20 protein-coding genes are annotated in these 20,774 nt (G+C 71.6%); 9 read left to right on the plus strand and 11 right to left on the minus strand.

All coding sequences use genetic code 11. The features are described from left to right. Positions 1–56: 56 nt before the first annotated feature. Together ACZ66S_RS11815 and ACZ66S_RS11820 are read left to right on the plus strand one after the other, a co-directional pair. Entirely contained in the window at positions 57–2,144 is a 2,088-nt protein-coding gene (locus ACZ66S_RS11815; RefSeq protein WP_469901337.1) for a SpoIIE family protein phosphatase, read from the plus strand. Positions 2,145–2,180: 36 nt separating this feature from the next. Continuing rightward, complete coding sequence (locus ACZ66S_RS11820; RefSeq protein WP_469901338.1) at positions 2,181–3,044, plus strand: Fpg/Nei family DNA glycosylase; 864 nt, start codon at positions 2,181–2,183, stop codon at positions 3,042–3,044. A gap of 10 nt (positions 3,045–3,054) precedes the next feature. On the opposite strand, the gene ACZ66S_RS11825 is transcribed toward ACZ66S_RS11820, so the two are convergent. The 3 genes from ACZ66S_RS11825 to ACZ66S_RS11835 all read right to left on the minus strand — a co-directional run bounded on the left by ACZ66S_RS11825 (position 3,055) and on the right by ACZ66S_RS11835 (position 5,056). Further along, on the minus strand, positions 3,055–3,708 hold the full coding sequence (locus ACZ66S_RS11825; RefSeq protein WP_469901339.1) for a zf-HC2 domain-containing protein: 654 nt from the start codon (positions 3,706–3,708) through the stop codon (positions 3,055–3,057). Between the two features lie 150 nt (positions 3,709–3,858). Beyond that, entirely contained in the window at positions 3,859–4,374 is a 516-nt protein-coding gene (locus ACZ66S_RS11830) for a hypothetical protein (protein WP_469901340.1), read from the minus strand. Between the two features lie 136 nt (positions 4,375–4,510). After that, the gene (locus ACZ66S_RS11835) at positions 4,511–5,056 is read right to left on the minus strand and encodes a sigma-70 family RNA polymerase sigma factor (RefSeq protein ID WP_469901341.1); all 546 of its coding nucleotides are present in this window, start codon (positions 5,054–5,056) and stop codon (positions 4,511–4,513) included. Between the two features lie 246 nt (positions 5,057–5,302). On the opposite strand from ACZ66S_RS11835, the gene ACZ66S_RS11840 reads away from it, so the two are divergent. After that, positions 5,303–6,451: a CapA family protein gene (locus ACZ66S_RS11840; RefSeq protein WP_469901342.1), complete on the plus strand. Its 1,149-nt coding sequence runs from the start codon at positions 5,303–5,305 to the stop codon at positions 6,449–6,451. 15 nt (positions 6,452–6,466) lie between these two features. Here ACZ66S_RS11840 and ACZ66S_RS11845 read toward each other — a convergent pair whose 3' ends face one another. Further along, positions 6,467–6,943 (minus strand): MarR family winged helix-turn-helix transcriptional regulator, encoded by a 477-nt coding sequence (locus tag ACZ66S_RS11845; RefSeq protein ID WP_469901343.1) that lies wholly within the window; start codon positions 6,941–6,943, stop codon positions 6,467–6,469. 74 nt (positions 6,944–7,017) lie between these two features. Here ACZ66S_RS11845 and ACZ66S_RS11850 point away from each other — a divergent pair, with 74 nt between their 5' ends. Further along, the gene (locus ACZ66S_RS11850; protein WP_469901344.1) at positions 7,018–7,833 is read left to right on the plus strand and encodes an alpha/beta fold hydrolase; all 816 of its coding nucleotides are present in this window, start codon (positions 7,018–7,020) and stop codon (positions 7,831–7,833) included. On the opposite strand, the gene ACZ66S_RS11855 is transcribed toward ACZ66S_RS11850, so the two are convergent. Both ACZ66S_RS11855 and ACZ66S_RS11860 read right to left on the minus strand, forming a co-directional pair. Beyond that, positions 7,830–9,242: an amino acid permease gene (locus tag ACZ66S_RS11855; RefSeq protein ID WP_469901345.1), complete on the minus strand. Its 1,413-nt coding sequence runs from the start codon at positions 9,240–9,242 to the stop codon at positions 7,830–7,832. The genes ACZ66S_RS11850 and ACZ66S_RS11855 overlap by 4 nt on opposite strands. Before the next feature lie 115 nt (positions 9,243–9,357). Further along, a complete protein-coding gene (locus ACZ66S_RS11860; RefSeq protein WP_469901346.1) occupies positions 9,358–9,819 on the minus strand; it encodes a universal stress protein in 462 nt (153 codons plus the stop codon). Between the two features lie 319 nt (positions 9,820–10,138). Between ACZ66S_RS11860 and ACZ66S_RS11865 the strand changes: the two genes are divergently transcribed. Then, a complete protein-coding gene (locus tag ACZ66S_RS11865; protein WP_469901347.1) occupies positions 10,139–11,008 on the plus strand; it encodes a polysaccharide deacetylase family protein in 870 nt (289 codons plus the stop codon). Between the two features lie 30 nt (positions 11,009–11,038). Here ACZ66S_RS11865 and ACZ66S_RS11870 read toward each other — a convergent pair whose 3' ends face one another. After that, positions 11,039–11,710 carry a class F sortase gene (locus ACZ66S_RS11870; RefSeq protein ID WP_469901348.1) on the minus strand — a complete coding sequence of 224 codons (672 nt, stop codon included), beginning with the start codon at positions 11,708–11,710 and terminating at the stop codon, positions 11,039–11,041. A 333-nt stretch (positions 11,711–12,043) separates the two neighbouring features. On the opposite strand from ACZ66S_RS11870, the gene ACZ66S_RS11875 reads away from it, so the two are divergent. Continuing rightward, a complete protein-coding gene (locus ACZ66S_RS11875; RefSeq protein ID WP_469901349.1) occupies positions 12,044–12,535 on the plus strand; it encodes a hypothetical protein in 492 nt (163 codons plus the stop codon). A 129-nt stretch (positions 12,536–12,664) separates the two neighbouring features. Here ACZ66S_RS11875 and ACZ66S_RS11880 read toward each other — a convergent pair whose 3' ends face one another. The 3 genes from ACZ66S_RS11880 to ACZ66S_RS11890 form a co-directional block, all read right to left on the minus strand. Beyond that, positions 12,665–13,198 carry a hypothetical protein gene (locus ACZ66S_RS11880; RefSeq protein WP_469901350.1) on the minus strand — a complete coding sequence of 178 codons (534 nt, stop codon included), beginning with the start codon at positions 13,196–13,198 and terminating at the stop codon, positions 12,665–12,667. A gap of 220 nt (positions 13,199–13,418) precedes the next feature. Beyond that, entirely contained in the window at positions 13,419–14,183 is a 765-nt protein-coding gene (locus ACZ66S_RS11885; RefSeq protein ID WP_469901351.1) for a bestrophin-like domain, read from the minus strand. A gap of 21 nt (positions 14,184–14,204) precedes the next feature. Further along, entirely contained in the window at positions 14,205–14,420 is a 216-nt protein-coding gene (locus ACZ66S_RS11890; protein WP_469901352.1) for a hypothetical protein, read from the minus strand. A gap of 690 nt (positions 14,421–15,110) precedes the next feature. Here ACZ66S_RS11890 and ACZ66S_RS11895 point away from each other — a divergent pair. From ACZ66S_RS11895 to ACZ66S_RS11905, 3 genes are all read left to right on the plus strand, one after another. Then, positions 15,111–16,073 (plus strand): SCO0930 family lipoprotein, encoded by a 963-nt coding sequence (locus ACZ66S_RS11895; protein ID WP_469901353.1) that lies wholly within the window; start codon positions 15,111–15,113, stop codon positions 16,071–16,073. A gap of 283 nt (positions 16,074–16,356) precedes the next feature. Next, complete coding sequence (locus ACZ66S_RS11900) at positions 16,357–17,178, plus strand: SAM-dependent methyltransferase (protein WP_469901354.1); 822 nt, start codon at positions 16,357–16,359, stop codon at positions 17,176–17,178. Beyond that, the gene (locus ACZ66S_RS11905) at positions 17,175–19,319 is read left to right on the plus strand and encodes a putative bifunctional diguanylate cyclase/phosphodiesterase (RefSeq protein ID WP_469901355.1); all 2,145 of its coding nucleotides are present in this window, start codon (positions 17,175–17,177) and stop codon (positions 19,317–19,319) included. Before ACZ66S_RS11900 ends, ACZ66S_RS11905 begins: the two co-directional genes overlap by 4 nt. A gap of 13 nt (positions 19,320–19,332) precedes the next feature. Here the strand turns inward: ACZ66S_RS11905 and ACZ66S_RS11910 are convergent, their stop codons facing one another. Continuing rightward, positions 19,333–20,565, minus strand: a complete 1,233-nt coding sequence (locus ACZ66S_RS11910) for an outer membrane protein assembly factor BamB family protein (RefSeq protein ID WP_469901356.1) — start codon at positions 20,563–20,565, stop codon at positions 19,333–19,335. Positions 20,566–20,774: the final 209 nt, after the last annotated feature.

The raw sequence follows: 20,774 nt of genomic DNA on the forward strand, positions 1-20,774 counted from the left end.
CGCCCCACACACCGCCACCGGTCGAAGAATCGGGCAAATCCTGGCATGGTGGCCCCATGGTTCATCGGGGAGCGAGCGCCCTGTCACTCCCGGACGACTGGCCCGCCCACCCGGATCCGATCCTGGCGCTCAACCGCATGGGCAGCTTCGACTGGGACCTGGACACCGGTCTGTTCCACATGGACGCCCAGGCCCACGAGGTCTTCGACCTGCGCCCCGACGAGTACGACGACAACCCGATGAGCCTCGCCTCCCGGGTCCCGAGGGCCGAGGGCCACCGGCTGGACGCCCTGGTCGCCCAGGCCATCAAGGACGGCAGCGAGAACTACGGCACCTACTTCCGCCTGCGCTGCCGGGACGGAACCCTGCGCTGGACCCACACCCAGGGCTACATCCGCCGCGACGAGACGGGCCGGCCGCGCCGGATCGTCGGGATCGTCCGGGACGCCACCCAGGAGATGGGCGAGCTGGAGGCGCGCCGCGAGCAGGCCGCCCAGGACGAGGCCCGGCGCCGGCAGACCAACGTCGTGCAGCTCACCACGGCCGCCCTCGCCCACGCCCGGACCGTCCAGGACGTCATCGACGTCCTCAAGGACACCCACGGGCTCACCCACCTCGGCGCCACCAGCCTGGTCATGGGCCTGGTCGAGGCGGGCCGCATCCGGCTCATCGCCGAGGGTCCCGCGGGCAGCTTCGTGCCCGGCACCGACATCACCCGGATCGACGAGCCGTACCCGATGAGCGAGGCCGTGCGCACGCTCACCCCCCGGTTCATCGAGTCGCCGGAGGAGTTCGCGGACCGCTACCCGATCCTGTGGCCGCACATCACCGGCCTCCGCATCACCTCCGCCGCCTACCTCCCGCTCATCGCCGAGGCCCGCCCGATCGGCGCCATGGGCCTGCTCTACAGCGACCGCCGCGGCTTCACCACCGAGGACCGCAACGTCCTCATCGCCCTCGGCAGCAGCATCGCCCAGAGCCTCCAGCGGGCCATGCTCTACGAGCAGGAGAAGGACCTCGCCACCGGCCTCCAGCAGGCCATGCTGCCGCGCACCATCCCGAGCGTCCCCGGCGCCGACGTCGCCGTCCGCTACCGGGCCGCCAGCGCCGAGGGCTCGCTGGCCCGGGACATCGGCGGCGACTGGTACGACCTGATCCCGCTGCCCGGCGGCCGCGTCGGCGCCGTCATCGGCGACGTCCAGGGCCACGACACCCACGCCGCCGCCGTCATGGGCCAGTTGCGGATCGTGCTGCGCGCCTACGCCGCCGAGGGCCACACCCCGGCCACCGTGATGGCCCGGGCCTCCGTCTTCCTCCACGAACTCGACACCGACCGCTTCGCGACCTGCCTGTACGCCGAGGCCGACCTCGTCACCGGAGTCGTCCAGGCCGTCCGCGCCGGCCACATCGACCCGCTGGTCCGGCACGCCGACGGCACCTGCCGCCGGGTGTCCGTCGAGGGCGGGCTGCCGCTCGGGCTGTCCGCCGAGTTCGGGCAGCTCGACTATCCCGTCGCCACCCTCGAACTCGACCCCGGGGGCACCCTGCTGCTGTGCACCGACGGGCTCGTCGAACAGCCCGGCGCCGACCTCGACGACGGGATGCGGACCCTCACGAGCCTCGTCGGCGTGGGCCCCGCCGACGTGTGGGAGCTCGCCGACCGGCTCATCGACGTGGCCGAGGAACGCGGCGGCGACGACGACGTGGCCCTGCTCCTGCTGCGCCGCCGCAGCCTCGACACCCAGCAGTCCGGCGGCCGCCTCCAGCAGCACGTGGCACCCGGCGACCCCGAGGCCCTGACCGGGGCCCGGCACATGATCAGGGCCGCGGTCGGCGCCTGGGGCGCGCGGGAGCGCTCCGACGAGATCGAACTGGTCGCCGACGAGCTCATCACCAACGCCCTCATGCACACCGAGGGCGCCGCGATCGTCACCCTGCGGGTCCTGACCGGCACCGACCGGCGGATGCGCGTCGAGGTCGAGGACTCCTCCAGCGCCCTGCCCCGACGCCGGGAGGCCGGCGAGTCGGGCGTCTCGGGCCGCGGCCTGCTCCTGGTCGACCTGCTGAGCGACGTGTGGGGCGTGGAGGCGCGGGGCGGCGGGAAGTGCGTGTGGTGCGAGTTCGTCGTACCGGAGCGCACCTGACCTGACCACGGCGGCCCCCGGTGGCACTCTGGACGTATGCCGGAACTGCCCGAGGTCGAAGCCCTCAAGGACTTCCTCACCGAGAACCTGGTCGGCCACGAGATGGTGCGCGTGCTGCCGGTGGCCATCAGCGTCCTGAAGACGTACGACCCTCCGCTCAGCGCCCTGGAGGGCCGCGAGGTGGTCGCCGTGCACCGGCACGGCAAGTTCCTCGACCTGGAGTCGGAGGGCGGCCCGCACCTCGTCACCCATCTGGCCCGCGCGGGCTGGCTGCACTGGAAGGACCGCCTGCCCGACGGCCCGCCCCGCCCCGGCAAGGGCCCCCTCGCGCTGCGGGTGGCGTTGGAGACCGGCGCGGGCTTCGACCTCACGGAGGCGGGGACGCAGAAGCGCCTCGCGGTGTACGTGGTGGCCGACCCCCGGGAGGTGCCCGGCATCGCCCGCCTGGGCCCGGACCCGCTGGCCGAGGACTTCGACAGGGCGAGCCTCGCGGCCCTGCTCAAGAACGAGCGCCGACAGCTCAAGGGCGCCCTGCGCGACCAGACCCTCCTCGCCGGGGTGGGCAACGCCTACAGCGACGAGATCCTGCACGCGGCCAAGATGTCACCGTTCAAGCTGGCGGCCTCGCTGACCCCCGAGGAGACGGAGACCCTCTACCATGCGCTGCGCACGACCCTCACCGAGGCGGTGGACCGTTCGAGGGGGGTGGCGGCGGGCCGCCTGAAGTCGGAGAAGAAGTCCGGCCTGCGGGTCCACGGCCGCACCGGCGAACCCTGCCCGGTCTGCGGCGACACCATCCGGGAGGTCTCCTTCAGCGATTCCTCCCTGCAGTACTGCCCCACCTGCCAGACGGGCGGCAAGCCCCTGGCGGACCGGCGGTTGTCGCGACTGCTCAAGTGACCGGACGCCGTCAGCTCGGCTCCAGCGTCACCAGGTGCTCCCCGCCCGACGTCCGGACCTCGTAGTGGTCGATCTGGTCGGCATGGAAGGTGGAGCTGCCCATCATGGTGTTGTCGCCGGTGTCGTGCCCGGTGGCGTTCCAGCCCGTGACGGTCTCCTCCGTGCCGTCGTGGCCGACCGCGACGAGGTGACAGGCGCGGGGGCCGGACTCGTCCTTGACCCTGAGCTCCACCTGGGTGCCCCAGTCCTCGTCCTCGGTGGTGACCTGCGCCCACACCCCGGAGCGGGTGTCGGTCGCCTCGACGCTGCTGGTCCGGGCCGCGTCGGCGTCCGTCGTCATGGCAAGGGTGGAACCGCCCACGGCCAGGACCACCGAGGCGGCCACCGCGTACAACAGCCGCCTGCGACGGGCCCGGTTGCGGGTCGCGACCTCGGTGAGGAGGCGGTTGAGGAGCTGGGGGCCGGGTTGGGCCATCGGATGCACGGGCCGCGGTGTCGCCCGGCGGTACAGCATCATCTGACGGGTCACCGGACCGAACTCGGTCACGTGTGCCGCGCACCGGGGGCACTCCATGAGGTGGTCCTCGAAGCGGAAGGCCTCCGCCTCGTCCAGCACGCCGAGCGCGTACGCGCCGACGTCGCGATGCCTCTCCAAGGACCTCATGCGGAAACCTCGTGCCGTTGAGTGTGGGTGGGGTTACTCCTTGCTCCCACCGGTACGCACCAGCCCGTCGAATCACTCAAGGCATGCACAGAATCGTGACCAAGGGATTCGGAGCGCTCGGCCCCGCGGATTGGTCCGGATCGCGGGAATCTAGAAAAGGTGGATGGCGAGGTGACCGAGCGGCAGCCCGAGCTGCCAGGCCGGTGTCCACACCTTCGGACCCTCGTCCTCACCGACCCCCGATCCGCCGCCCGGCACGGCGTTCAGATCGGGTGCGAGCAGTTCCGTCTCCTCCAGCCAGCGCCAGGCCGCGGCCGCCAGTTCGAGGTCCGCGGCGGGCTCGCCGGTGGCGACCGCCTCGGCGGTCAGCGCGGCCATCCGCTCGCACACCCAGTCCTGCCACGGCTGGTCGTACGCCGTCAGGGAGAGCCAGTTCTCGAGCTGCGAGACGACCTGGATGCCGGAGAGCTCTCCCTCGGTGTCGGCGAGGAAGACGGTCAGCGCCAGCGCGTCCCGCCCGGCCCGGAACTCGAAGGACGTCGGCGGCATCAGATCGCCGGAACGCAGCAGCTCGTCGGCGATGTACTCGGCGTACAACCAGGCCATGGGGACGACGAGTTCGCCGCCGCCGGTGCCGTCCGTGCTCTCGTGCCCTCTGTGCAGCATCCCTTCCTGCCTTCCTCCGGTGCGTGCGCGTCGCCCGACCCCGGGCCCCCAGTCCGGAACACGGATGGGGACAGCCGATTACTCAACAGGGGTCTTCAGCAAGGCGCTTTACGGAGGTTTGACTTTCCCATTGGTTTCACCGCAGGTCGGCCGCGTATCCCGGAAGCACCCGGCGCAGGGCGCGCAGCGCGTAGTACGCGCGGGACTTCACGGTACCGGGCGGAATCCCGAGGATTTCGGCGGCCTCCGCCACACTCGCCCCCTGGAAATACACCAGCACCAGGACTTCACGGTGCTCCGGAGTGAGTGTCTTCACAGCCTCGCGCACGTCGAGCGCGGCGGCGGCCCGCTCGGCATGGTCGGCGCACACCCGGGCGTTCTCCAGGACCGCGTCGCCGACCTCGGCGGGACGCGCCTGCCGGGCCCGCCGCGCGTCGATCGCGAGCCGCCGTCCCACGGTCAGCAGCCAGGGCCGTACGGAGTCGAAGTCGTCGGCGCGCAGCGCCTCGGGGTGCTGCCAGGCGCGCACGAGGGTCTCCTGCACCAGGTCCTCGGCGCGTTGCCGGTCGCCGTCGCTGAGCCGGAGGAGGAGCGCGAAGAGGGGCCGGCCGTGCTCCCGCTGCAGTGCGGCGAGCTCGTGCTCGGCGGTCGTCCCGGTCGTGAGGGTGGTTCCGGCCGTCATGGCCGTATGGCACCTCAGTGCGGGGCCGGGGGACAGGCCACGCACAAGGATCTGCGGCGGACGGTCGATCGCGTCGACGAACGGTTCGGTGAACGGTCCCTTCCGCGTCCCCGTCCGCGTCCCCCTTTCGCGTCCGTCCCGCTCTCCGTCCGCCCCGGACGGGTCAACAAGGCGGCCGGGCCGTTTGCGGACGCGGACAAGCTCATACCTATTCGTCAGTAAATATGACCTCAGTGGGGTGAGCTGATGATTGCACGCAGACGGCAGGTTGCCCTGGCCCTCACGGCCCTTCTCGCCGGAGGGGCTGCCTGTCAGGCGCACGACCACGAGACACCCGGGCATCCGGCCCCGGCCGCCGCCGCACCACGCGGGTTCACGCTCGTCGCCTCCGGTGACGTCCTGCCGCACAGCTCGATCATCGATCGGGCCCGGTTCGACGCGGGCGGCACCGGCTACGACTTCCGCCCGATGCTGGCCGGAATCCGATCCGTCGTCTCCCGCGCGGACCTGGCGCTGTGTCACATGGAGACCGTCTACGGCGCCGACGGCCACTACACCGGCTATCCGACCTTCAAGTCCCCGCCGGAGGTGGCCCAGGCCCTGGCCGTCACCGGGTACGACGGCTGCTCCACCGCCTCCAACCACAGCCTCGACGACGGCAGCGAGGGGATCCGCCGCACACTCGACGCCCTGGACCGGGCGGGCGTACGGCACGCCGGATCGGCCCGCACCGAGGCCGAGGCGCGCACGGTCACCGTCCTGCGCGCGGGCCCGGCGAGGATCGCCCACCTCGCCTACACCTACGACACCAACGGCATCCCGCTGCCCCAGGGACAGCCCTGGGCGGTGAACCTGATGGACGAGAACAAGATCCTCGCGGACGCGCGGGCCGCCCGGAAGGCCGGCGCCGACGTGGTCGTCGTATCGCTGCACTGGGGCACCGAATGGCAGGACGCGCCCGACGAGCAGCAGGTGGCCCTCGCCCGCGACCTGACCGCAGCCCGCACCGGCGGGCGCCCCGACGTCGACCTGATCCTCGGCACCCACGCCCATGTCCCGCAGGCGTACGAGAAGGTCAACGGCACCTGGGTGGTCTACGGCATGGGCGACCAGATCGCCGGCGAGATGTTCAACCACGAGGGCGTCCAGGACCCCCGCGGCAACCAGTCCACCCTCGGCCGCTTCACGTTCACGCCGCCCGCCCGGCCGGGTGGGCGCTGGCGGGTCGCGAAGGCGGAGTTCGTGCCGCAGATGTTCGACGTGGACGCCGGCCGGGTGGTGAACCTCAACCAGGCGATCGGACAGGGCGCCGACGTCCAGGGGGTCCGCGACCGGATCCGGGAGGTGGTGCTGAGCCGCGGGGCGGCGAAGGACGGGCTCACGATGGGGCAGTAGGGCCGGGGCCTCGGCTCACTCCACGTCCACGTGGTCGAAGGTGCGCAGCATCTCCTTCAGCACGCGTGCGCACGCCCGCAGTTCGGCGTCGGTCAGCTTCCCACCGCCGACCTGCTGGTTGAGGGCGTGCTCGCGCGCGAGGATCGCGGTGATGACGGCCACGCCCTCGTCCGTGATGCGGATCAGCGAGGAGCGCTGGTGGGCGGGGTTGGGCGTGGCCTGCGCCCAGCCCCGGTCCATCGCGTCATTGGTCATGCGCTGCACGAACTGCCGGGTCAGCGCCATGATCCGGGCCATCTGAGGAACCGTCATGGGCCCGTACCGGTGCAGCAGGACGAGGACGGACCGCACACCGACGGACACCCCGCCGGCCGCCTCGTCCTGCTCCAGTTTGCGCAGCCCGCGTCGGTAGAGGGCGCCGACCAGGTCGAACACCTCACTGACCCGGTGGCCGAGATCGTCGGGGGACAGCGGCTCGTCGATGTCGTTCACCCGCTCATCATGCACCGCCTCCCATCATGACAACCTGGTTGTCAAAATCACCCGAAGATGACACCTTGGTTGTCATGACAGTCGCTTCGGAACTGAGCTTCTTCGCGTCCACCGACGGGGACATCGCCTATCGCGACACCGGAACCGGGGACCCCGTCGTCCTCCTGCACGCCGGGTACATCGACCACCGCCTCTTCGAGGCCCAGATCCCGGTCCTCGCCGCCGGGCACCGGGTCCTGGCTGTGGACATCCGCGGCCACGGCTGGACCGCCAACGCCACCCGGCCCTTCCGCTGGGCCGACGACCTCGCCGCCCTGCTGCGCCACCTCGACGCGGGCCCCGCGGTCCTGGTCGGCATCTCCATGGGCGGGGCCGTCGCCGGCGACACGGCGATCGAGTATCCGGAACTGGTCCGGGGGCTCGTGCTGAGCGGCGCCTCGGTCAGCGACTTCCAGTACACCCACGAGACGACCCGGCAGATCGTGGCCGAGTCCCACCGGACCCTGCACTCCGGCGACATCGAGGGCTGGCTCACAGTGTTCCTGCGGTCCGTCGCGGGCCCCTTCCGCGAGGTCGGGGACACCGACCCGCGCGTCCTCGACCACCTGCGCGAGATGGCCCTGCACACCATCGCCAAGCACACCCCCGGCGAACGGAACTGGCATGTGCCCATGACCGACACCTGGGCCCGCGTCCCGAAGATCGACGTCCCGGTGCTCACCGTCAACGGCACGCTCGACTCCCCGGACCTCCTCGCCGACGCCGAGCGCTACGCGAGCACCGCGCGGCACGGCCGCTCGGTCCTGGTGGAGGGCACCTCGCACTTCCCGAACCTGGAGAAGCCCGAGGAGTTCAACGAGCTCCTCCTCGGGTTCCTCCGCGAGCTCTAACGCTCCGCCAGCGCCGAGCGCTTGTAGGAGTACCCGAAATAGATCACGGTGCCGATCGCGAACCACACCGCGAACCGCACCCAGGTCTGCCACTGCAGATACGTGATCAGCCAGATCGAGAAGCCGACACCCAGGGCCGGCACCACCGGCATCCACGGCGTGCGGAAGGTGCGCGGCAGGTCCGGCTGCCGGTACCGCAGCACGATCACCGCCGTGCACACCACCACGAAGGCCAGCAGGATCCCGATGTTGGTCAGTTCGGCCGCCTCGCCGATCGGCAGGAACCCGGCGATGGCGGCCGACGCGAAGCCGACGATCCATGTCACGCGGGTGGGCACGTGCCGCGTCGGGTGCGTCTTCGCGAACCACCGGGGCAGCAGCCCGTCCCGGGACATCGAGAACCACACCCGGGTCACCCCGAGCATGAACGTGAACATCACCGTGAGGATGCCGATGATCGCGCCCACCGCGATCACGTCGGCGAGCCCGCCCAGGCCCACCGACTTGAACGCCGTGGAGAACCCGCTCTCCTTGTCGATGTCCTTGTAGTCCTGCATGCCGGTCAGCACCAGACAGGCCGCCACGTACAGCACCATCGAGATCGCGAGCGAGTAGAGGATCGCCTTCGGCATGTGCCGTTGGGCGTCCTTCGACTCCTCCGCCGCCGTCGACATCGCGTCGTACCCGAAGACCGCGAAGAACACCGTCGCCGCCCCCGTGAACGCCCCGCCGACGCCGTACGGGAAGAACGGGTTGTAGTTCGCCGTGTCGATGTGGAACACCCCGACGCCGATCACCAGCAGCACGACCAGCACCTTGAGGACCACGACGACCATCTCGAAGCGGGCCGCGTTGCGGATGCCGAGGTTGAGCAGGTAGGCGATCAGCAGGCACAGCACCGCGGCGAACAGGTCCACCCGGTGCCCGTCACCCGTACTGGGCGCGCCCAGCATCCAGTTCGGCAGGTCGGCGCCCATCTCCCCGACCAGGAAGCTGAAGTAGCCGGAGATGCCGATCGCGACCACCGCCACGATCGCCGTGTACTCCAGCAGCAGGTCCCAGCCGATGAACCAGCCCGCGAACTCGCCGAGCACCGCGTAGCCGTAGGTGTAGGCGGACCCGGCCTTCGGGATGAGACCGGCGAACTCGGCGTACGACAGCGCGGCCGCGGCGCTCGCGACACCGGCGACCAGGAAGGAGACGAGGACCGCGGGGCCCGCCGTACCGTTGGCCACCGTCCCGGCGAGCGTGAAGATGCCCGCGCCGATGATGCCGCCCACGCCGATCGCGGTCAGTTGCCACAGTCCCAGGGACCGTTCGAGGACGGTGCCCTCGCCGGCCTCCGTCTCGTCGATGCGCTCGATCGGTTTGCGGCGGAGAATCCCCTCGCCCATCCGGAGCCGGGCCATGCGCCTCACCTCTTCGCGTTCGGCAAACGGCTGACGGCGGATCATGATGGCGCAGGCACGGCGGGGACGGAAGGGGCCACGCAGACACGCGTCGGCGGTGCGCCCCGACGGCCCGCTACGGCACCACGGTCACCGGCCAGCGACCCGCCTTGACCAGCCGTACCGCGACCGAACCGACGATCCGGTGACCGGCCTGCTCGGAGGCGCCGACCACGACCGCGTCGGCCTTGAGCTCGTCCGCCGCCTTCGTCAGCCCGCTGTAGGGGTCGCCGCGGAAGGTGTGGAACTCCCAGCGCACGTCGAATATCCCCTTGTTCTGCTCGGTGGCGCGCCGGATCTGGGCGACCAGGTCCTCGGCGATCTCGTCCGTGGTCTCGGCGACCGCGGCGCCGAGCGCGGCGCCGGCGGCGATCACCGGCTGGACGTACACCACGGCGAGCAGGGCGTGCTGCCGCCGGGCCAGACCCCCGGCGTACGCGGCGGCGCGGAGCGAGGAGTCGGAGCCGTCCACGCCGACGACGATGACCTTGGGCCCGTCCGTGCCCCGCTCGAACTGGTGCGAGTGCTGTTCCGTCACGGCCCCGAGGCTATCGGAAGCCGCAGGTCCGGACGGCGTACGGGGCCCCGTCGGCATCCGGTGCGCAAGCTTCGCCGAAAACGGGCACCCGGAGGGCGGGCCGCGCGCGGGCGGTCACCTGTGCCCGCCGCCGCCCTCGGCACCCCGGCCTCGACGGAGGGGACGAGGCCGGGGCCGAAGCCGACCGACCCCGTACGGCGCCGTGCTGACGCACCGCCATGCCCGAGGAACGCCTCGCGCTGGGCCGGCCGGGTGTATTCGTGCCGCCGCACCGGTGTTGCTGAGGTGCGTCGGCGCTCCGCCGGGCGACTGATGAGTCATGACGAAGGATCAGTTGCTCACACGGCTGTCGTCGAAGGCGGCGGCGGTGCTCACGCGGCGCCGGGCCCTGCTGGCCGGTGCCGCCGCCGTCGGGGCCGCCGGCACGGCCGGGGTGTTCGCGGCCCTCGCGGGCGAGGAGCCGGTGCGGCCGGCGCTCCCCGCCGCCGGACCGCCGGCCCACCGCGCGGTCCGGCCCTCGGCCTACCGCCTCCAGCCCCTGACCGGATACGGCCCGCCGCAGGCCGCCCCCCGCAAGACGCTCGTGCGCCACGAGCCGTTGCTGAAGGTGTCCGGACGCGGCCGGACCATGGTGCTGACCTTCGACGACGGCCCCGACCCCCGCTACACCCCGCACATCCTGGACACGCTCGCCGAGTACGACGTCCGCGCGATGTTCTTCGTGTGCGGGGAGATGGCGGTCGACAACCAGGACCTGCTGGCCAGGATGGCCGACGAGGGACACGTCGTCGGCAACCACACCTGGTCCCACCCGCTGCTCACCCGGCTCAGCCGCTCCCGCATCCGCTCCGAGATGGAACGCACCAGCGACGTCATCGAGGACGCCTACGGCGAGCGCCCCGAGTGGTTCCGCGCCCCCTACGGCGCCTGGAACCGGGCCGCGTTCCAGCTCGGCGCGGAACTCGGCATGGATCCCCTCGCCTGGACCGTGGACACCCTCGACTGGACCACCCCGGGCACCCGACGCATCGTCGGTGCCGTGGAGCACGGCGCGGCCCCCGGCGTCGTGGTGCTCTCGCACGACGCCGGGGGCGACCGCTCCCAGAGTGTCCGGGCGCTGCGCGCCTATCTCCCGCAGCTCCTCGATTCCGGCTACCACATCACCGTCCCGCGCCGGCAGTACGCATAACCGGAACGCGCCCGCCGGGTCGGGGAACGCTCAGCGGACCTCGACCAGGCGGGCGAAGGCGACGACATTGCCCGCGTAGCCGCTCTGCTTCGAGAAACCGCCCCCGCAGGTGATGACCCGCAATTCCGGCGCCCCCTTGGAACCGTAGACACGGTCGCCGGGGAAATTGTTCTTCTCGAAGACCTCGATGCCGTAGATATCGAAGACCGCGGTCTTTCCGTCCTTGCGCCTGACCTCGACGCGATTTCCCTTCTTCAGGGCTCCGAGTCCGTAGAACACGGCGGGGCCCTGTTTGTTGTCGACATGGCCGACGACGACGGCGGTGCCCTTCTCGCCGGGGGACACCGCGCCGGTGAACCAGCCGGCCAGGTTCGGGTCCTCCGGCGGCGGCGCGCCGACCCAGCCGTCCGAGTCCAGGCCGACCGGGACCATCGGCGCGTCGACCCGGATCGCCGGGATGGAGACCCGGTCGGGGACGGCGTACGGCAGGGGAGCGGGGGCGCTGCCGAAGGCGGTGCCGTGCACCCGGCTGTCCGCCGCGGCCGCCGACGCGGGCTGCGGCGGCCCCACGTCGAACTCCCCCGAACCGTTCCGAATGAGCGCGAGGCCGGTCAGCAGAACAAGCGCTATCACGCCCCAGGGAGCGCGCTTCTTCCGCTGCTCCTCCTCTTCGGCCAGCTCGGCCAGCTCGGACGCAGACATTGACTTCCCCTCTCGACACGGCCGTCGCCACGTCATTCGCGCATACGAGAACGCTAAGTCCCGAGCACGGAACCGGCGACGGGGCAACGGCGAACGGGTGGCCACCGAACGCGGACGGTGCGCCATCCGAGTTGCCGTGAACAGGAATTTTCTGACGGTCCGTGACCTGCGGAGATATCCGATTGTGCGCTTTTCGTTCGGCGTGTCCTCTCACCAGGACGGACCATTCCCGAAATGCGAGTCGGGGCACGGCGTCTGAGGGTCTTTCTGGGAGGCGTTTTCTCGCCGATCCACCGGGGACCGTTCCCGGGGCGTCTCCCGCGGAGGATTCACATGCGTACTACTCGTGGTCTGGCGGCCGCCGGCGCCGCGGTCGCCGTGCTCGGACTCGCCGCCCCGGCGGCCGTCGCGCGGGACGGCATGAACCTGAACCCGAGCAATGTCGTCGCCCTTCCCAACGTCATCGCCCGGGGTGGACAACTGACCATCACCGTCAACAACTGCACCGGCAACGCCACCGCGAGCTCGGACGCGTTCCGGACGATCAGGCTGACGACCGGGGCCAACAACCTGGCGACGGGGCGCGCCACCGTCAACCGGAACGCGGCCACGGGATCGCACAGCATCAGCGTCGTCTGCGGCAACGGCACCGTGATCAACCCCACGGCCTTCACCGTCATCGGGGGCGTCCGCGGCGGTCTCGGCGGCAGCAGCTCCAGCGGCGCCACCCCGACCGACATGGCCATCGGCGGCGGTCTGGTGGCTCTCGCCGTCATCGGCGGCGGGGTGTTCTGGATGCGCAGGCGGTCCGAGCGGCACATCTGACCCCGGCCGCTTCGCAGAAGGTCTGCGCCCCTTCGCAGACGCTCTCCGCCCCTTCGGAGACGACCTCCGCCCCGGACTCCGACAGGAAGCCGGGGCGGAGGTGCGTGTCGCGGGCGCCCGGCAGAGCCGTCAGGCGCCGTCGTCGCCGGTGCGGCGACGGGAGAAGTGGTACGCCGCCCCGATCGAGCCGGCGATGAGCAGGGCGCCGATGCCGAGCTCCTTGGCGTCGAAGTCGGCCAGGCTGCCGCCCTCGCCCGCGTGCACACCCCGCTCGGGGTGGAGTGGCGTCGGTGTGGGCCCGTCCGAGTGGCCGCCGGTGATGGTCAGGCCGGTGGTGCCGCTCACGCCGTCACAGGTGAACGTCACCCGGTAGACGGCGCCGGGCCTCGCGTCCCAGTCGACCACGACCGTGGACAGGTTCCTGCGCGGCGGGATGATGACGGTGTCGAACAGCCCCGACGTGACGGTCGCGGTGCCCTTGCAGCCGCCGTGGTCCCGTTCCAGCACCAGTGCCACCTGTCCGCCCGGGGCGACGGTCGAGGGCACGACGCTGAAACCGAAGGGTGTGACGTCGGTGTCGCCCTTCGCCACCGCGGCCGGTGCGCCGAAGGTCAGGGCGGTCAAGCCCAGCAGTGCGGCCGAGGCGACGCGTATCGCGCGCATGGTGGATCCTCCGGTCCCCGAGGAGCAACTGCGGACCTGTTCCGCCTGGGTGAGAAATGCACCTCGATGACCGAAACGCTAGGAATGCGCGACCGTGCGCGCGATCGCTGTGACTCCGAATGGGGCATACGTGTGGGCCGCACAGGGGACGCCGACGGCGTGTCGGACACCGGACGTCCCCCTTCTGGTCCTCCTTCCGGCACCCCGCGCTGAGGGTCGGTCAGCCCTTGACGCCCGGGAACAGCGCGAGGAACGGCTCCGCCGACGCCGTGATGCCACGGCTGTAGGGAGCGTCGAAGTCCCAGATCAGGAAGAGCAGGAAGGCGATCAGCGCGGAGAACAGGCCGGCCAGGATCAGCTCGCGGGCCGTGCGGCGGATCTGCAGCGCGAAGACCATCCCGATGGTGACGATGCCGCCGCCCAGCAGGCCGAACCAGACCACCCCGGGCATGGTGGGCTCGACCGAGTCCGCGCGGGCGTTGCGGGCCTGGTCCACGGCGGCCACCTGGTCGACGAGCGGCTGGTAGGCCTGGGCCTCGAAGTCGCTCCTCGGCTCGTAGGAGGTGACGTCGGTGCGGAGCCGGTCGAGGAGCTCGGTGCCCTCCTCGGTCATACGGCGGTGGTCGGCCATCTCCTTCCACTCCGTCGTGACGACGTGTCCGACATAGGCGTTGACATCGGCCCGAATTCGGTCACGGACGTCGGCCGGATAGACCTGGACCCGTTCCGAGATCTCGTGCAGCGCCTGGGCCTCCGACTGCACGTGGTCCTGTGCCGCGCTGCGGGCCTCCCACACGCCCGCGATGGCCAGACCCAGGACGATGGCGTACACCACCCCGATCCACATCGTCATGTACTCGATGACGTCCGGGGTCTCGCTGGGATCCTCGTCCACGGGTGCCGCCTTGTGGCGGATGAGCGTGATGACGACCACCACCGCGCACGCGGCCAGCATCGCGAGGATGAGAACAAGCCATTCCGGCAAGGGATGCCTCCAGGATCGGCACTAGCGGGGCCGCAGGGCGGCCACGGCGACCACCGCGGGCGCGGTGATGAGCAGGACGTAGATCACGGGTGAGGTCGTGCTGTGCGGGCGCCGGTCGGGCGCCTTCGCGTGGTGGTAGACCGGGTAGCTCACCGGGGGTGCCGAGGGGCCGGGGGCCGGCTTGGGCGGCGGCGTCCGTGTCGGCTTCGGGGTGGGAGTGGGGGTCGGAGCGGGCACGGGGGGCGGGGTCGGCCGCGCCTTCGGGGGTGCCGGCTGGGGAGCCGGGGCGGGTGCCGGGGGTGGTGGAGGCGGCGGCTCCGGCGTCGGGGTGGGCCGGGGCTTCGGCGGCTTCGGGGCCGGCGGCGGCTTCGGGGTGGGGTCCGGGGAGGGCGTCGGAGTGCAAGGGGGCTCTGGGGGAGTGGGGGTCGGGGTGGGCGTGGGGGTGGGGGTCGGTTTCGGGCAGGGCGGAAGGGTGGGCCACGTGAGGCTTCCGGCGACCGCCACCACCTCGGCGCCGCCGGGACCGACCGAGGCGTAGGCGCAGGCATCCGCCTCGGCCGTCCCGGCCGTGGGACCGATGAGCGCCCACGTCAAGGTCAGCAGGGCCAACGCGCGTATGGCGGTGGCGGATTGCGGTGATTCGGGTCGATGCACGACGGAGATCATGAGGCCTGCCGCGTGATCTCACGTGCGGGCGCGAAGAGATTGCTCCGAAGGGGGGATAAAAGGTCGCCCGATGTTTGATTCCCGGGCGCTCGCCCGTCCGATATGGCGTACGTCTGTGCGGTATGAGGCGGGTGTGGTCACAGCCTCCCGAAAGAAATATCCGGGACGATTGAACACAACCCCTGCTCCGGTGCGTACCCCTTGTCGTGCGGCGGCGCAGCAGGGCGCTGCAACACCCTTTTGAATTATGGGGAGTTGACGATGAAGACCTCCTGGCGGAGCGCCTCACTGGTGGCAGGCGCCGCGGCGGTGCTGGCGCTGACGACGGCGTGCGGTCAGGAAGGCGGCACCTCGTCGGTGGGCAGCCAGAACGTCGGAGCCACCGCGGCGGCGGGCGGTTACGGCGGTGTCGGCTCCGGTGTCGGGACCGGCACCAGCCCCAGTGCGAGTGCGCCCGCGATCGGCCAGGGGAACCTGGGTGCCCAGTCGGCCTCGGCCGGCAAGTTGCAGGTGTCCGCGAACGCCGAGCTCGGGGACGTGCTGACCGACGCCACCGGGCTCAGCCTCTACCGCTTCGACGAGGACACCGCCGAGCCGCCGAAGTCCAACTGCAACGGCGACTGCGCGACGGCCTGGCCGCCGGTGCCCGCGGACGACGCCTCGGCCGGTGCCGGTATCGACAAGGCGCTGCTCGGCGAGGTGACCCGGGCCGACGGCAGCAAGCAGCTCACCATCGGCGGCTGGCCGGCCTATCGCTACGCCAAGGACACCAAGGCCGGGGACCTGACCGGCCAGGGCGTGGGCGGCAAGTGGTACGCGCTGGCGCCCACGGGCAAGAAGGCGTCGGTCGCGAGCCTGCCGGGACTGTCCACGCGCAACGACCCGGACCTGGGCGAGATCGTCGTCGACAAGAACGGCATGACGGTCTACCGCTTCGCCAAGGACAAGGCCTGGCCCGAGCCGGTCTCCAACTGCACCGGTGCCTGCCTGGAGAAGTGGCCGGCCGTGGCGCCCGTGTCGGCGAACGACACCAAGGGCGTGCAGAAGAAGGGCCTGATGAGCTTCACCCGTTCCGACGGCGTCAAGCAGCAGACGGTCAACTGCTCGCCCATCTACACCTTCGCGGCCGACAAGGAGCCCGGGGACACCAACGGCCAGGGTGTCGGCGGCACCTGGTACGCCGTCCGTCCCAACGGGGAGATGGTCGGCGTCTCCGACAAGTGACACCGGCCTCACCGATCCACCGGTCCGACCCCTCCGCGCCGCACGGAGGGGTCGGACCGGTTTGCCGTCATTTCCCCCAACGCCCCGCGATTCGGCGCCCGTTCCGGAACTCTCCGGAGTGCGGCGCCTACGGTTCGTAGGCAGTTCACAGCCGCGTCATGGCGGCACGTGCCGCAGGCAGTGACCGGGAACGGACGGTCAATTTCCGTTTCCGCTCGCTCCTTTGGCGGGCGATCAGTAGCCTCAGCTCGAACACCGGATCGCCTACGCCTTGGAGAGATACATGGAGCGTCCCGCCTGGGCTCCCCGAAGCATCGACATCTCGGTGCCGAGCGTGGCGCGTATCTACGACTTCTACCTGGGCGGTTCGCACAACTTCGAGGCCGACCGGGCGGCCGCCCGCAAGGCCATGGAGCACGTCCCGGGACTGCCGAAGATCATGCAGGCGAACCGGGCGTTCATGCGGCGGGCGGTGCGCTTCGCGGTCGATCAGGGCATCACCCAGTTCCTGGACATCGGCTCCGGCATCCCCACCTTCGGCAACGTCCACGAGGTCGCCCAGAGCGCCAGCCCCGGTGCCCGGGTCGTCTACGTCGACCACGATCCGGTGGCGGTCGCGCACAGTCAGGCGGTCATCGCGGACAACCCGGACGCCGGTGTCGTCGCGGCCGATCTCCGCAAGCCCCAGGAGATCCTGGAGAGTGCCGAGGTACGGCGGCTGATCGACCCGAACCGTCCGGTGGCGGTGCTTCTCGTTGCCATACTGCACTTCGTGGAAGACGCGGACGACCCCTACGGAGCGGTGGCCGAGCTGCGCGACGCGTTCGCGCCCGGCAGCCTGCTGGTGCTCACGCATGCCGCCTACGAGGGAATCCCGCTGTCGCAGGAGCAGGTCCAGGGCGCGATGGACGTGTACAACGACATCCGCAACCCGCTGATCATGCGCTCGCACAACGAGATCGCACGGTTCTTCGAGGGGTACGACATGGTGGAACCCGGACTGGTACCGATGCCGCGGTGGCGGCCGGAGTCGGAGAACTGGGACCCCGAGGACGAGGACCCGTGGGCCTTCTCCCAGTTCGGCGGCGTGGGGCGGGCGGCGTGAGCGCGGAGCCGGACGGCCCGGAGGACAGACTGCGCCGGTTCGCGACGATCTGGAGCCGGGCCGTGTTCCCGGTGACGTCGACGTCCGCGACCCGGGCGGAGTTCGAGGAGCAACTGCTGCCGCTGGCCCGCCGGTTGAGCGAGGCGCTCGTGGCCAGGACCGTCGACACGGACGAGGGGCGAGCGGTCGGCGCCGCCCTCGTCGGCGTGCACTGCACCGACCCGGAGGCGCTGAGCCGTTCGCTGGACTGCGTGGACGCCTACCTGGTGCTCTACTGCGGCGGCGACGGCGACCGCGAGGACCTCAGGTCCCGGTGCTCCCGTCTCCAGCACGCCATGGCCGCCGGGTTCGCGCAGGCGCTGCGCGAGCGGACGCTGGGCGAGCAGGAGGCCATCGCGCAGGCCGCGCTGGAGGCGCAGGGCGTGGTGGCACAGGCGCTGCACGCGACCGAGGCGCGCTTCCGCGCGGTGTTCGAGGGCGCGGCCATAGGAATCGGCATCGCCGACCTGGACGGCAACGTCCTCCAGGTCAACGGCGCCCTGCTGCGCATGTTCGGCATCACCGACCAGAGCATGCGCGGCCGCAGGGTCCAGGAGTGGACCCACCCCGACGACGCGCCGCAGACCTGGACGCTCTACGACGAGCTCGTCCGCGGCGAGCGCGAGCACTACCACCTCGAAAAGGCCTTCTACCGCCCCGACGGCACGGTCCTGTGGACCAACCTGACGGTCTCCCTGCTGCGCGACGCCGACGGCACCCCGCAGTACCAGCTCGCCCTCATGGAGGACACCACCGAGCGCCGGCTGCTCAACCTCCGGCTGCGCTACGAGGCCACGCACGACGCCCTCACCGGGCTGCCCAACCGCACCCTGTTCTTCGAACGCCTGGAGAAGGCGCTCAGCGCCGGCGAGGGCCAGCGGTTCGGCCTGTGCTACCTCGACCTCGACGGATTCAAGACCATCAACGACAGCCTCGGCCACGCGGCCGGCGACCGGCTGCTCGTCGAGGTCGCCGACCGGCTCCAGTCCTGTGCGACCGCGCCGGGCGAGATGGTCGCGCGCCTCGGCGGTGACGAGTTCGTGGCGCTGACCACCGGCCCGGACACCGAGAGCGAGGTCGACGACCTCGCCGCGCGCATCATGAACGTCCTGCTCGCCCCGGTCCGTATCGACGGCCGCGAGCTGACCGTGCGCGGCAGCATCGGCATCGTCGAGGGCCCGGCGGGGGAGCGGGGTCCCGCGGAGGTGCTGCGCAGCGCCGACATCACGATGTACCGGGCCAAGTCGGCGGGCGGCAACCGCTTCGAGCTGGCCGACCCGGAGGCCGACGCCCGCGCCATCACCCGGCACGGGCTGACCACGCAGCTCCCCGCGGCCCTGGAGCGCGGCGAGTTCTTCATCGAGTACCAGCCGCTGGTGCACCTCGGCGACGGCAGTGTGCGGGGCGCCGAGGCACTGGTGCGCTGGCTGCACCCGCAGCACGGCGTCCTCGGCCCGGACCGCTTCATCCCGCTCGCCGAGCACACCGGGCTGATCGTGCCGCTCGGGCGCTGGGTCCTGGAGCAGTCGGTGCGTCAGGCCCGCGAGTGGCGAGAACGGTACGGCGAGGACACCGCGGGCGGCCCGCTCCGCATCAACGTCAACCTCTCGCCCTGCCAGCTCAGCCACCCCGGCCTCGTCCAGGACACCGTGGACATCCTGGAGCGGGCCGGCGTCGAGCCGGACGCGCTCTGCCTCGAAGTCACGGAGTCGGCCCTCATCGGCGCCGACGACGACCTGCTCAAGCCGCTGCGCCGGCTCGCCGAGATGGGCGTCGACATCGCCCTGGACGACTTCGGCACCGGCTACTCGAACCTGGCGAACCTCCGCCGTCTGCCGGTCAGCGTCCTCAAGCTGGACCGCTCCTTCACCCAGAGCATGCAGCAGTTCCCGGCCGACCCGGTCGACCTCAAGATCGTCGAGGGGATCGTCTCGCTCGCCCACGGCCTGAACCTCGCGGTGACGGTCGAGGGCGTCGAGACCGGGGCCCAGGCCGAGCAGTTGCGGATACTGGGCTGCGACACCGCACAGGGCTGGTACTACGCCCGCCCGGGCCCGCCGGAGCGGCTGCACGAGCTGGCCCTGGTGGACGCGACGGGCTGACCGCCCCGGTCCCTCAGGGCAACCGGAGCGAGCGCAGCGACCCGTGGGTGCGGGCCATGACGACGACGTGGCCCGTGGCCCCGCCCGGTGCGACGAGCACGGGGTGTTCGCCGTCCCTGGTCTGCGCGTACGCCGGGCTCATGCGGGGCGCGGCGCTTCCGGTGCCCCGCGGGCCCGCGTGCAGGTCCAGCGTGAGCACGCGGCCCCGTGTGGCGCGGTCGTTGCCCGGGGTGAAGGTCACGAACCGGCCGGCGGTCACGGTGGCGTCCGCCTCGGTGGCGTAGGTGCTCCACAGTCTGCGGTCGCGCTCCAGGTCGTACGCGTACCAGTTGCCCGCGCTCGTGTCCTCGGCGCCCGCCTCGTACAGCACCAGGACACCGTCGTCGGAGATCACCCCGCGCACGGGCTTGTCGGCCGTGTTCCTCGGGGTCGGCAGCGGCTTCAGCGTCGCCGGGTCCAGTCGCCGCATGGGCGCGAAGGTGTCCCCGGCGGAGAGCGGGCTGCCGGTGCAGACCAGGTAGTGACCGCCGGTGACGAGGTGCGGGCACTCGACGTTCACGGGGCTGGTCGCCAGGGTCGCGCCGGTGCGGGCGTCGCGGGCGGTGACCCGGGTGCCGTCGGCCGTGTAGACGCGGTTCCGGAAGGCGGCCACGGGTTCGCCGGTGCTCCAGGTGACGTTCCGGTGCCAGCGGGGCGTGCCGTCGGAGGCACGAACGGCCTCCAGTACGCCCGTTCTTGACGTGGCGTCAGTCATGGCGAGGGCGTAGACGACACCGTCCGCCGCGCCGAGGGTGACGTAGGCGCTGCCGGTGGGGGACCGGTGGGTCCACGCCCGCGTGCCCGTCCGCAGGTTCGCCGCGCGGAGTACCCCCGCGACCCCGGTCACGGCCCGTTCGTCGGCCGCGTCGACGACCAGTCCTGCGCTTTTGCCGCGGTCGCCGGCGGACACCGTCCAGGCGACCCGGCCGTCGGCCCGTGAACGCCCCACCAGTCCACCGGAGGCGGTCGCACAGACCATCTGGTGGGCCGTCGCACCGCAACCGCCGTGCGCCTCAGGGCTGGAGAGGGACGCCGTCCACGCGCGCCACGGGCCCGAGACGGACGCCGAGGTCGTCTCCACCGTCGGCCCCGATGCGCCGGACGGCGACGAGCCCGCCGGGCTCCCCGGTCCGCCGGACGCGTTGCTCCCCGCGCACCCCGCCAGCACCAGCAGTGCCACGCCCACCGCGACGAGACGCCGTCTCATCCCCGCCCACCCCCGTCCGAACCGCCCCCACCGAGCGGCATCCCATGCTACGACCGCTCAGCGCCGCAGCAGCATCTGCTGCAACTCCCGTGCCGCGCGTGGCGAGTGGGCCGGCACGATCGTCCGGGGCGGGCGAGCGGGGTGACCCGCAGCTCTCGCCCGGAGCGTGTGGCGACCGGGCCTTTAGGGGCGCGGGGAACTGCGCGATC

Source organism: Streptomyces sp. NPDC107471 (genome assembly GCF_055582845.1).